We start from the raw sequence: 12,731 nt of genomic DNA, 5'->3' as shown, positions 1-12,731 counted from the left end.
GGCCGGCTGCGGCAAGTGACATAGAATAGGCCGCCCTTCTGGCGAAGCCGGAAGGTTTCCATAGCCCTATATTGAAATCCAGGCGGCAGCACAGATGCCGCCAACCTTTTCCGCCCCCTCGCCGCCAATGCTCACAGACCGTTGTATATTCAAGCAATCCATCGGATTGCTTCCTTTAAACGCAAAAAAAGCTCAAGGATCCAAGCGACTTTCATCGCTCGAAACTTGGGCTTTTGGGGGATTGTAAACTGATAGCTCTTATATCCAACCTTACTCTTTCGTTGCGGCTACCTCTGTAGTAGATATGGCTTGAACATGATAACTTAATGCAGCATCTTCAAGCAAAAGAAATTTACAGCAACGCTCGTTAAGTTTGGTTTGTTTTTCACTGTTCACGACCTGATACAAACGCTTCGCTTTCTTCTTGATCAAATCTTCATTAGATCTAATGAACCTCATTTGATTCATTAATAAGTTTTTGTACTGTTCATCAGGATAAGTGGAAATATCGATATGTATGATGGCCGAATCCGGAACAGGAATCATGTTATTTAAGTTAATGACACCTAATTTCCCATCGTCCATTTTTATTACATCCAGGGCCTTGTTCGAAATCCGCCGGTGTTTGGGTTTGGGAGAAGAAAGGGGAGCGCAATAATGATGACCGTTGACCTCAAGAACAACTCCAATAAACTTCCGCCTATGCGTGGGATCATGGCTAACCAGTGGATCAATGTTGCGAAGGTAGTCAAGATATTGAGATTGAACACCGCAAATTCTAATTGTCTTACTCAATCCTAGCAACTTCTCTCTTTATAAAATAAATAAGGGCAGCTTCTGCTACCCTTACAATACTTTTTTAATTCCTCACTTACACGGCAGAGGATCTCCGGCTTTTTCCGTTTCTCACTTGACGGCTGAGAATCTCCGACTTTTTTCTTCCCTCACTTTAACGGTAGAGGATCTCCGACTTTTTACTGATTGGAGATAAAAGGATATCTCATACTTTTATGATAGGGGATCCGATGATCATTGTCAAGAAGCTCGGCTAAAGGAACAATCTTAATGATCAACTGTATTCAAAAGTTTAGACGCCATTTTTAATGTCTCTTTTTTCATTGCTCGTTCAATCTTCGATTGTACTTCAGGTGAACGTTTACCGTTATTACCATACCCAGCGTATTCGCAAAGTGACACTCCAAAACGATTTTGGATCTGTTGTTTGAGATTCGCTAAAGGATCCACATGTTTTTTTTCTGGAAATGAGACAACGCTATTCATATCCATGTCCCTCCATTTCTACTCGTATTATATCATAGGATAAACAGGACTAAAACTATGCAAACAGGTATTTTTATTGCCGGTAAGCTTTCAAGCCAACCGGCAATGTTTTGAATCACTTGTCATCTTTAGTCAAATCTCTCATATTTTGTAGCCGTGCCATTACATCAGGATGGAACCAGCTTTCGCATCCAATCTCTTTCACTTGATCGTTGGTGAACTTGCTCATAGTAGGCTCATGAGCCGTAAAACCATCATAATAAGAATGGCAAACGTCACAGTAAAATATTGGAGTGGAATTCGGATATAATTGGCCCCGTTCTACAACATTCGTAATAGAATTATCATTAAACTGCATCTTCTTACCACAGCAAATTGAATTAGCCATCACTGTTCTCCCCCGTTCCCGTATGTATAAATTTATTCAAAATGTTACCACTCACTTCACGCAAACGGACATAACCAAAATAGTTCACAAAGAAGAAATCGCTCCCCGGAAGCACTCTTCCTTCATTAGATAGTTCACTAATCGGTACGATTTCAATAGCAATATCCTTCAAAACAGAGAACATACCGTTGAGGATACTAATTTCAACACCAGTGAGAACTTCGTTTCTTTCTATTTTCTTTATCAATAATCTAACCAATTGGAGATAGAGCGTCTCGTTATTTATTTCTGTTAAGGAAATTCCCGCTTTGCTGCAATGGAATTCGATACCCTCTGCTCTATAATCTAGATCCCGGAGAATCTTCTTTTTCTGAAAATCAGAAAGAGAAGAGGAAGTAATGGGGTAGACTGTTTCTCGTTTTTTAAATAACTTGGCAATCATCTTTGTACCTCCCTCTTTATACACGGATATATCATTATGTAGTATGCAGCTTTCCAGTAGTTCTATCAAAAATCCAACTTATACCGAAACTACATACTTCGAATAGATGTAATTGGAAAATTGCATTGGACATAATATCTTTCCTTTCTTATGAACGAGTCTATACAATATGCTGATATAGTAATAGACTCTCTTTCATATTCCTCACACACTTTTGATTCAAAAACGAATTTGGATCTGTTGTTTGAGATTCGCTAAAGGATCCACATGTTTTTTTCTGGAAATGAGACAACGCTGTTCATATCCATGTCCCTCCATTTCTACTCGTATTATATCAAAAGATAAACAGGACTAAACTATTGCCGGTAAGCTTTCAAGCTAACCGGCTATGTTCGAATCACTTGTCATCTAATCTTCAAAGGGCACTCTTTCCAGTTTCCGTCGATCTTGACCGCTAGGATTTGGGAAGGATACAGCGACCATACTTGCGTCTTCCCCTGATCCACATACTCAACGCTTGGTACATCAGAAAAATAGTTGAAGACCGTCACACCGGTGAAGGTCTCAAACTCCGGTTGCCCATCTTTAAACGAAATCGGCTTTCTGAACCTGACCTCATCCCCGGTAGTTCCATTTGTTAAAGACATATATTCCGGAATTAAAAAACGCGGTCGGTGTCCAGCGTTTAAAAACTTGGAAACAAAACGCTCAATTGCAATTGCAGCCACTTCGACTTGATTAAAGATACTCTCTAGATTCTCCAATTCAAGTGGAAAATGATCCAATCCATGATTCTTAACGAACCCTCGTACAGAAACACGGCAGTACAACGGAAAATCGAGAATGTGAAAAAATCTAGTGCCCGAAGGCAATCCAACTTCGATATAGTCCCCTCTCATATCAAATTGGATCCACGATAAATATTGATGAACTGCCTCCTGCGCTTTCGCTAACTTCGGGTATTGACTTAACACCTTGGGATCAACATCATCCTTGCCCCAATGGACCGTTCTGAAAACCTGAGAATAATGAAATTCCATCTTGGCTTTCCTCTGATCCTTAAATTTTCCGATCCAGCCGCCCATCCAGTCCGTGCCGTCCGGTTGCTTCATAAGATACATCCCCATGGACTTCCCTGTTGGTTTCGGATCCGGATAAGCGACCCAATCAGGACTGGCGAGAAATTGAGCTAAAGTCATTTCATGTGGCTGTTTGTCCTTCGCCGGTAATTCCGGTGTTTGTAATGAATCAGCGAAGATATCGAATTCTATTTGCAACGTCTTCTCCTCCTTTCAATCGGCGGCCCGTTAAGCTTGCCACCTGGAACATGCGTATCATATCGGATAAGCATCGAAGAAGAAGCTTCCCCTGCTAGTTTAACTAGAGGCTCAGCCAGGCGCGTAGCGGCGCTGAGTAGTTGAACTATCCGAGACCAGGAGGAACACGACAGCGGAAAATCCTTGTCCGGATGGCAGGGTATGATAGGCTGGTGAAAGGTGGCATGTTCAAAAAAAAGGGCCGGGATTTCGGCTTACGAAATCAACCACATTGCATGAATGGCATCTCTGCTACCGGGTACCCACATTGCGCGGAAGCGCAAAACGCCCAATGGAACCGGTGAACTTCCGGGTCGCTTGGGCGTTTCGTGGGTGGTTTACTGAGGGATTAGCCTGGTTTCTTTAACCCGCATCGAGTACATATCGACGATAATTTTTATCATGATTGTAACGACGAAGAAATTGTAATATCAAATAACTCTGAAATAATATTTTCCCTTGACTAAGCTCTTGTTGAGGCGCCTTTACGGCCTTCCCTTGGGCTACCAATCTTTCGAGAATCATTTCTCTTTTTTCGCTTGGAGCTGCACTGACTTCTGAAATTGCCTCATTCAGAACATAGTACATCTTAGAAGATACTGTTTCTTTCATGAATTTGACCATCCTTTCATGTTGAACCAGCCCTGGCTAACGAACAAAGCAGTAACGATTCAATTCCGAGTCATAACCAAGCCGAGCTGTAAACGGACCTTTTTTTCCGGACAAACCTTCGATCGGATCCGTCTTCCCAGATTTGAGTAATTTTTTCATTTGACTAGTCTTAATCGACTGACCTAAAAAATCCTTACTTAGTTTAAAAGTGCAGCCGGCTTTCCACTGACTACATCTGTAATTGTATTGATTTTCAAGTACAGGCTGCTTGCACCGCGGGCAAGCCCCTAAAGAAAAGTCTTCAGAAGTAGGAAAGCGCACTTCAATACTTGAACCCTTCAAAAAAATAAATAAATCATAGGTGCCATCGTTGTCTTTCTTCGGGATTCCTTTCAATAAAACTTCCTTCCCGGCTAGTAAATGTTTGGCCTGAGTGGAGCTAATAGAAACCTGACGATAGATTTTCCAGATTGAGAATGAACACCCTTCCTTCCAGCCGGTGCAGCTGTAGCTTTTCTCTCGTTCAACAATCGGCTTACTGCACAATGGGCATGACCCTACTTCATTTTGATGGACAAAGAGTGCCTTATTCCCTAAAAGCTCAGCTATTTTGCTCTGCAGCTGATCCTTATACTTTAAAATCTCATAGGTGAAATCTCTAAATTCCAACAGAAGCGCTTCTGGATCCCGCCGACCATCCGCAACTTCTTCAAGTTTCTGTTCAAACTCGCCCGTCAGCTCCACGGAGGCTATCGGATGTTCATACACCAGTTCTAAAAAGTTCTGGCCTTTGGCAGTTAAATAAACAAGATTTTTCTTAACTTCAATGTATTCATCTCTCATTAACTTCTCGATGATGGCCACTCTCGTCGCCGGTGTTCCGATCCCTTTTTCCTTGAGCTGCTGCAGCACGTCTGCGTCTACTTGTTCTTCATCCACATGGCGGCCAGCATACTTCATCAGATTCTCAAGATCGGTATCAGACAATCGTTTGGGTTTAGATGTCTTTCCTGTTGCCAGTTCACCCTTGGCCAGAGAAGCAGAAAGTCCTTCATGTAATTCAGGAATGGGACTTCGGTCTTCGTCGTCTGGTTTCTCATCGTCTTTCGGGTTATAGAATTCTCGCCAACCGGGGGATAACACAAACAATGATTTGGATAAAAACCGCTCGCCGGCTACTTCTGTGATAACTTCGGTCTCCCTGTCCAGCCCTTCAGGGTGAAATGCAGCAAGCGTGTGCTTCAAAATCAATTCATAAAGCTTCTCTTCATCCGGAGATAATTGATAGGCTGGGTCATTTTTATAATCATCCGGATTCCGTTCTGTTGGAACGACAGCGTGGTGCTCGGTAGCTTTGGCATCATCAACAAACCGTTTCTTCCCGACCAAAGAAGCAATTTCTTCCGGAAAAAAATGTCCATATTTGGTCTTCAATTGCAGCTTTTTTAATCTCTCCACGAGCTGGTGAGCAGCGTTGGTGGAAAGATGACGACTGCTTGTTCGAGGATACGTAACATACTTCTTGTCATAGATTTTTTGTAGGAGCTTCGTTGTTTTCTGAATATCAAACCCAAGTTCCTTTCGAGCTGCTACACGAAGTGCGGTCCCATCAAAGAACATCGGTGCTGCTCGTTTAACATCCTTTGAAACATAATGAAGCACCTGCCCCTTCTTGCCTGTGACTTTCTTTAGAATGTCTTCAGCATCCTGCTTGGTTTTAAAACGATAAACAATGCCATCTTGAGTTTCCTTGAACCATTGCCCAGCATAACTCCCTTGTTCCGTTTGAAAATGTGCCTTTAACACGAAAAAGGTCTCCGGCTTAAAATTCTGTATAGCCATCTCGCGATCATAAACCATGCGCAGCGTGGGTGTCTGAACGCGACCAGCAGATAGTTTGACGTTCTCTTTCGCCACTTCCTTGGCCGTGATCGAAAATAAACGAGTGGCCGTGATCCCAACCCAAAAATCGACGGCAGAACGAATTTTTGCTGCAGCAGCCAAGTTATCGTACTCCGAAGCCGGTCGCAGCTCTCCAAAGCCTGTCCGGATTGTCTCAGGCGTTAAATCATGTATCCAGAGACGCTGCAGCTGGCCCTTATAACCGAGGTATTCCAGGATCGTTCTGGCAATATGTTCCCCTTCCCGACCAGGATCTGTAGCAATTACACAACCCGTGCTGCGGGATAGGAGATCTCCAATTACCTTCATTTGTTCTTCCTTTGATGGGTCCACTTCAAGCTGAAGCGGATAAGGAACAAACGGCAGGTTTTCCAATTTCCACTCTTTATACTCCGGATATTTATCCGGCAGCTGCTGCTGAATAAGGTGCCCAATGGCCCAGGTAACAACATCCCCGGATTGCAGCGTAATATAATGTCTTTCCTTTTTTGCTACACCAAGGGCTTCTGCAATATTGCGTCCCATGTCGGGTTTTTCTGCTAAGATAACTCTCATTTAAGAAGATACTCCTTTACATAAACTCGCCCTAGCTTGTTTTTTTGGATTTGAATGGATTGATAATATCGGGAGGGAGATTAACCCTTTCACGCTCCTGGATGTTTGACACTGGATCCTCCTGGCTCTCCTGTTCAACGATGTTCTGTTCATTATCAGAGATGATATCTTCTGCAGGTTCCTCGTCTTCGAACTCATTGTCAGCTTCCATATTAGGGTCAGCATCTGACATAGTAGTTGCCACAGTCTTCTCTTCTTCGAACCCCTTTTGGACTCGATCTCGATTTTGGGGTTCTGAGATCGCTCCTAACTCTTGATCCTTTTTCTCAAATATCACTGCTTCCAGCGGCACACTTTCATGTTGCTGGAGAGACCGTGCTTCTTCTGCCTGAACAACGCGGTTTTTACCTGTTGATTTCGCGATGTAAAGAGCCTCATCTGCTTTACGGATTAATGATTCTCCGGATTCTGTCTGCTCATTTGAGCTGCTTAGTCCCACACTGACCGTTACAGGAAATATACTCCCTGATTCTGCTTGTACCCTGGATCGGAATCGTTCGGCAATAACGGAAGCATCCGCATTCGAATCGGTTATTAACCCAACGATCTCTTCACCGCCGTAACGCCCCGCAATACCGATATCCTGGCACACTTCCTTCATAATTCGAGCCACGAGCTTTAGAATCTGATCCCCTACGTAATGTCCCTGTGTATCGTTGACCCTCTTGAAATTATCGATATCGCAAAAGATAACTGCAGCCGGTTGACCGGATCGAACAGCATCATCCACTTTCTTCACAAAAAAAGACTTGTAATAGAGACCGGTTAACCCATCGGTTACAGATTTATAGCTGACTGCATAGACCATATCCACAATGCGTTCAAAAAAAATAACGGTTATCAAAATGATGAATACCGTTTGCCCAAATAAAACAAGATTGGCGATGATCAGCAGATCTGAAGCGAGATAAGCGATATTCAAAACATATGAACATATCGCAATCACGGACGCTAAATAGAAAAGTCTTTTTTTGGGCAGCCGCGGTACGAACCAGTACATATAAGCTCCGGCCAATGCAGCATAGACTAACGTAAACAGGATCGACCCATAAAACGATGATATGATCGACAAAATTAAAGCACCGCTCAGTCCAATGCATATGTGTAGGAAAGAGAGTTGTTTGTTCATAAAAAACTTTGCAAGCACGAGGAATGTAACTAAACATGTCGCTCCAATCATCGTCATGGATCCCTGTGCTTCATCCAAGCTCTCCCCATGTTTGAGAAGGAACATGAGATAGAAAAAGAGATTTATTCCAAAGCCGGCGACAAGGCTTCCATAGTCTGAAGTTTTCCATCGTCGATAGAATGCGATGGATAAGATTAATAGGATGAAAAATATGGATGTATTGATAGTGGCTAAATAGTGACTAAGCGGCATAATTATGGTTCAGCTCCTTAGTTTGAATCAAAAATCAATGGATTCGGCTATTCGATGAATATAGTGCGGGGACGCTCCGGTTGCGTATGCAATAAACGGAATTTCATATCCTTTCTCGTACAAATTTTTGATATATGTATTTCTTAATACAATGGCAGAAAGATTCGGTATGCCAACATCGACCCCACACACCTGATATATTGCAGCCATATCGGATTCGGTCAGTGGCTTATATTGATCCGTAACAAACATTTTCTCGATATTTCCGCCTCTGATTTCAATCCAATCCAGTAATGGATTCATTAGCTCCGCTTCAATTTCAACAATCCGCGGCTTATCCCCCATTTCGATTTTGATCACTGCATTTAATACCTTCAGGCTGTTGGAAGGAAGTTGAATGATATCTGTTAACGATAGACCGCCATACAACGAAGCATAGAGAATCGCTTTATTCCTGATGAAGTGCCAGTCTGAACGAAGATGAGTGTCATAATAACTAGTTAATAGTGCGGTTTGTCTCTGACTCAACATTTCGGGTTGCATAATGCTGCGAGCTGAACGTTTATGGATCGCTTGATAAGCGGATTCTGATATCTGTTTTGTATCCAGCAAATATCTGAAAAAGGTCTTAATGGAACGTTTGTATGCTCGTATGGAATTAACATTATACATCTGGGGTGCCTGCGATCTCTTTTTTATATATCTTGCATCGTTGAACAAATAATCGATCCAGTATTCTAAGTCCACAGGTTTGATTGTGTTAGGATCAAGTTTCTCTTTTTGCGTATAAGCCAAATACCATTCATGAAAGCTCGCGGCTGCGCGTAAATGATAGGATTTCTTATAATTTTTCTCTAACCATGAAGCGTAATCCCTTATTAGTGATTTTCTATAATATTTTCTTTCCGCTTGAAATGAAATCTTCCATGTCAATAGTTCTTGGGTTTCTTCAAGTTGAATCATTGTTCTTCATCTCCGTTTTTTGTCATATTAAATTGGCGAAGGATGAGCTGCACAATAATGGAGCAAACCAGGAAAATCCCTATGATGATCAAGTCCCGCGGGAATACGAATGCACCGCCTGGCGAGACAAAGACATCACTGTCAGGCTCAGAGTAACCTGAGATGACTAGTGGGATAGTTAAGAATCCTATAAAAGGGACCGCATTAATATAAAACATGGCCTTCCAGCCATTTTGTAAGAAGCTTGCCAGGATCATCGACCATACCAATATGATGAGAAATGGATAATTTTCGGCTAACATGGGATTCCATCCGAAAGCACTAAATACATTTACAAACCCAAATGCGACAGCATTCAGAATGAACGTGATGACAATAATATTTTTTTCCCTTTTCGATTGGAACAAACGAATCTCTCCTTTTCATAAAAATCGAGGATTTGAGTTTCATATCACATTCGTATCCCCCCCCTTTCTCCCACTTCATTAATTCGATATTACTATATAAATATAGTCCGATTATACCATATTATCCCTTGGAAAATAGAGATAATTACCCACTTTATATTCTTTGTCCGGTGGTAATAGAGAAAAATCCATAAAAATAGTTCCTTGGGCCTGAATTTGCACGAGATGTATTATCTTGTCGGATAAATGAAAAAAAGCTCTCAGAAAGTGAGAGCTTTATGCCTGGTCTGTTATGAGGATTTAAATAGAATGCTGACTGTCTATTTGGGTTTCAATTAATTCGTTTCACTTAGTCATCTCAGCTTGCTTTTTAGGTCTTGGTAGTATTGAATCTCATTTTTGAAGGCTTTGTTTATTTTTTTCTCAAATAATTGTTTTGCTTTGTTAACATTGCAATCATATTTTAGTTGTAGCGTGATGACTTTATTCCTGAAGTCTTCCGTAATATCGCGTTCCTTTCTATATTCTCTCGTTAACCAAACAGATAAAATCACTTCTTCTCTTAACAGCTTTGATAACATACTGTTATCTTCTGCTAGATATATGTACAAAGAATAATGTTTAAGAATGTTTAAAATTCTTTGTTCAAACATTGGATCGACGTAATCTATGTGGCATGTTAACTGGACGGCATTCATTTGAGTTGGATTTATCTCAACATTGTATTTAAATAGAAACATCTAATAATCTCACCTCTCTATGATTGGTCTTTTCGAGGACTTAGATCGTCATCATCTGCGATTCTGCAACACATAATTGACATTCGCTGTTCATCCCTTCATTCATTGTAGTGCAGGATCAATGATCACGAGCGAATCTTTCGGTAACGCCTTGAACAATCTCTTGGCTTCGGTGAAGCTTTCATTTCCCAGGGACCGAGCAAATAAGAAGAATGCTTCATCTTCGTGTACATATCTTCCTTTTGCCGCCCGCAGCTTCATTGAATCCGTATGGCCATCCAACTTAGCAATACTCTCTTCATAAATATGAACAGCCGTTAGTGTCACTGGATTTCCATCTATGGGGTTGATTAATTCACCTTTAATCAAAGCATAATAAGGCTCGATAAATTCATAAAACATCATTGAACACACACCCTAACGTTTATCTAACTTGTTGTACCCAGGAAACAGCTCGCTCGTTTCCATATTAAAGAACTGAGCTGCCCTCCGTGCATTATCTTCCTTTGGGACGGAATTTTGAAAGAGCCATCTACAAACGCTTCTTTCGCTTATTCCAACAAATTTTGCTAAATCTTTAGTTGAACAATCCCGATCCATCATCAAATGATACAGTCTGTGATTTTTCACTTCCCATCTTCTTAATTTACGAATAGGTAGGTTGGGATATACGCTTTTACACCTGTGGCATAAGCATCTCTCGTCATCCAGGATAAAGGGTTGTTTACCACAGCGTTCACACAAACCCATGCTACGCCTTGTTTCATGACGTTGTTGCGCTTTGATCTCACGTCTTTCTTTGCATTTTTCGCAAAGATACGTATTAGAAGACTTGCCACATTGAGCACACTGCTTATCTCGCCTTCTTTGTTGTCTTAATTTCCGCATAGATACTGCCTCAGTCATATTTTCCTCCTACATCTGAGGTCTGCCCATCAACTTCCCTCTAATTTAAGTTTTTTCTCAGCAAGATACTCCTCGATTTCATCAACGGAGTATTGCGAAAGATCCCGATGCATTTGTACCTTGCGAAACGGGCGGCCGGCTACTTTATTCCGAAAACTCTCCAAACCTTCCTGATTCAAAATCTCTGCTGGATCCTGGCCATCGGGTAAATCTCCAATCCATGTCTCGATGTTGGATTCATTGAGGATCTTCCCTGTTTCATAAGCCCCTTTTCGGCCGGGATTGTCACCGTCAAAGATAACAAGTCCTTTATCTATAGCTTTCTTTTTCAACAGTTTGGCATGATCCGAAGAGAATTTACTGGCTCCGCCGACATTCGTCCCATTGGAAATACCATAAGATTCAGCTACCAGCTGATCGATGTAAGATTCATAGATCGTCACCATTTTCCCAGGCTCAATGAAATCATATCCACCTAAAAAGGTCACATCTCCGTAGAGATACAAATGCTTGACTCCATTCCCTTCTCTCACCTGACGACCATAAAGATCTACAACCTTCCCATTCATGAAAATAGGAATGATCGCTCTGTAGAAAAACTTATCCAAACCTTTTTGATTAAGCAGCTTAAACTCGGTAAGCTCTTGTTTAGTGAATCCCTGGCTTTCAAGATAATCTCTTAATACCCGTCCACCAGGTGCGTAGCCAGCCTTATACTTTTTTAATACATCAAGTGAGATGCCCCGGCTGAGAAAGTAATCAAAATTATTCTGTTTATGATAGAAATCTGCTGTTAGCTTTAATGCAAGTTCTCTTCTTTTTTGATACTCACGTTCTTTCCCATCCTCTTCCGGAAGATCCATACCCACCATCGTGGCCAGATCCTTTACCGCGTCGATAAAGCTCATGCCAACTACATTTCTCAAAAAGTGAATGGCATTCCCGCCGTTTCTACAAGCCCTACACTTGTAATTCTGTGTACTCTTCCTAATGCGGCCATTATCAAAGTCTTTCTTGCCGCAACAAAAGTCTGCAATAAAATAGTTATTGTTGCCACTTCCTGCTTTTACCTGGACGCCGTGTCTGCTCATGACTTCCATCATGTTAACCCTGGATAGAAGCTCGTCAATATATTCTCTTGAAAAGTGCATATTATCTATCCCTCACTTGTTGTCTTTCTCTGACTTTACGTGATAAATATTCAAATACTTCGGAATCAGATAAAATAAGGCGCTGAAAATCGCCCGGGATCTTACCGGCATCAGCAATTAAACGATAGGCATCTACCTTCAACACATGAGCTAAGCGAATCAAAATCTCTTCGGAAGGTGGCTGATCCCTATTATTTTCAATGCGGCTCAAATATTGAGCCTGAATTCCAGCCATACCAGCTACTTCTTGCTGTGTTAATCCTAATTGGTTTCTCAAATGACGTAAATGGTTTCCAAACATGTTGTGCCTCCATGACTTTTTGGGTATTCGGATTTTATGGTGGAAAAGGGCTTATATCGCTCTTGAGCATTGTTCAGGCATTCCTTATTCACTCCTTGAACGATACGCTTCAATGTAGAGTCTACAAATCTGATAAATAACATTTATGATTAGAGTCAAATTGTATAAAACTAATACGAGTGCAATTATTACACCTATGGCACCAATAATATAGTGATACGAATGAAGTTCTGGGGGGAATTCCCCAATAGACGTGAGATCCCAGAAGGGCACCCATTCAAAAAAGAAATACCAGATACTTAAAAACCCAATTAATAATCCTGTCG

General features: G+C 41.5%; 15 protein-coding genes. All 15 read right to left on the bottom strand.

Annotation, left to right across the window (positions count from 1 at the left end):
• Positions 1–270: 270 nt before the first annotated feature.
• Entirely contained in the window at positions 271–795 is a 525-nt protein-coding gene (locus CHH67_RS21105; protein WP_095267355.1) for a type III toxin-antitoxin system ToxN/AbiQ family toxin, read from the bottom strand.
• A gap of 267 nt (positions 796–1,062) precedes the next feature.
• Positions 1,063–1,281 carry a hypothetical protein gene (locus CHH67_RS21100; protein ID WP_095267354.1) on the bottom strand — a complete coding sequence of 73 codons (219 nt, stop codon included), beginning with the start codon at positions 1,279–1,281 and terminating at the stop codon, positions 1,063–1,065.
• 115 nt (positions 1,282–1,396) lie between these two features.
• On the bottom strand, positions 1,397–1,669 hold the full coding sequence (locus CHH67_RS21095) for a hypothetical protein (protein ID WP_095267353.1): 273 nt from the start codon (positions 1,667–1,669) through the stop codon (positions 1,397–1,399).
• Positions 1,662–2,111: a hypothetical protein gene (locus tag CHH67_RS21090; RefSeq protein WP_095267352.1), complete on the bottom strand. Its 450-nt coding sequence runs from the start codon at positions 2,109–2,111 to the stop codon at positions 1,662–1,664. Before CHH67_RS21090 ends, CHH67_RS21095 begins: the two co-directional genes overlap by 8 nt.
• A 404-nt stretch (positions 2,112–2,515) precedes the next feature.
• Complete coding sequence (locus tag CHH67_RS21085) at positions 2,516–3,388, bottom strand: hypothetical protein (protein WP_095267351.1); 873 nt, start codon at positions 3,386–3,388, stop codon at positions 2,516–2,518.
• Positions 3,389–3,790: 402 nt separating this feature from the next.
• Positions 3,791–4,039, bottom strand: coding sequence for a hypothetical protein (locus CHH67_RS21080; protein WP_095267350.1), 249 nt, complete (start codon positions 4,037–4,039; stop codon positions 3,791–3,793).
• Positions 4,040–4,075: 36 nt separating this feature from the next.
• Positions 4,076–6,496 (bottom strand): DNA topoisomerase, encoded by a 2,421-nt coding sequence (locus CHH67_RS21075; protein ID WP_095267349.1) that lies wholly within the window; start codon positions 6,494–6,496, stop codon positions 4,076–4,078.
• A 31-nt stretch (positions 6,497–6,527) separates the two neighbouring features.
• On the bottom strand, positions 6,528–7,736 hold the full coding sequence (locus tag CHH67_RS21070) for a GGDEF domain-containing protein (protein ID WP_218832061.1): 1,209 nt from the start codon (positions 7,734–7,736) through the stop codon (positions 6,528–6,530).
• A gap of 228 nt (positions 7,737–7,964) precedes the next feature.
• Complete coding sequence (locus tag CHH67_RS21065) at positions 7,965–8,900, bottom strand: tyrosine-type recombinase/integrase (RefSeq protein ID WP_095267347.1); 936 nt, start codon at positions 8,898–8,900, stop codon at positions 7,965–7,967.
• Positions 8,897–9,307 carry a hypothetical protein gene (locus CHH67_RS21060; RefSeq protein ID WP_095267346.1) on the bottom strand — a complete coding sequence of 137 codons (411 nt, stop codon included), beginning with the start codon at positions 9,305–9,307 and terminating at the stop codon, positions 8,897–8,899. Before CHH67_RS21060 ends, CHH67_RS21065 begins: the two co-directional genes overlap by 4 nt.
• A gap of 353 nt (positions 9,308–9,660) precedes the next feature.
• Complete coding sequence (locus CHH67_RS21055; RefSeq protein WP_095267345.1) at positions 9,661–10,047, bottom strand: hypothetical protein; 387 nt, start codon at positions 10,045–10,047, stop codon at positions 9,661–9,663.
• A gap of 102 nt (positions 10,048–10,149) precedes the next feature.
• On the bottom strand, positions 10,150–10,452 hold the full coding sequence (locus CHH67_RS21050) for a hypothetical protein (RefSeq protein ID WP_095267344.1): 303 nt from the start codon (positions 10,450–10,452) through the stop codon (positions 10,150–10,152).
• A 12-nt stretch (positions 10,453–10,464) separates the two neighbouring features.
• The gene (locus tag CHH67_RS26575; protein ID WP_218832059.1) at positions 10,465–10,953 is read right to left on the bottom strand and encodes a helix-turn-helix domain-containing protein; all 489 of its coding nucleotides are present in this window, start codon (positions 10,951–10,953) and stop codon (positions 10,465–10,467) included.
• Positions 10,954–10,982: 29 nt separating this feature from the next.
• A complete protein-coding gene (locus tag CHH67_RS21045; protein WP_095267343.1) occupies positions 10,983–12,104 on the bottom strand; it encodes a CHC2 zinc finger domain-containing protein in 1,122 nt (373 codons plus the stop codon).
• A gap of 1 nt (position 12,105) precedes the next feature.
• A complete protein-coding gene (locus CHH67_RS21040) occupies positions 12,106–12,405 on the bottom strand; it encodes a helix-turn-helix domain-containing protein (protein WP_095267342.1) in 300 nt (99 codons plus the stop codon).
• Positions 12,406–12,731 lie beyond the last annotated feature (326 nt).

It is taken from the genome of Paenibacillus campinasensis (assembly GCF_002272015.1).
Taxonomy (GTDB): Bacteria; Bacillota; Bacilli; order Paenibacillales; family Paenibacillaceae; genus Paenibacillus_AQ; species Paenibacillus_AQ campinasensis.
This window is presented reverse-complemented; position numbering and strand designations above follow the sequence as displayed.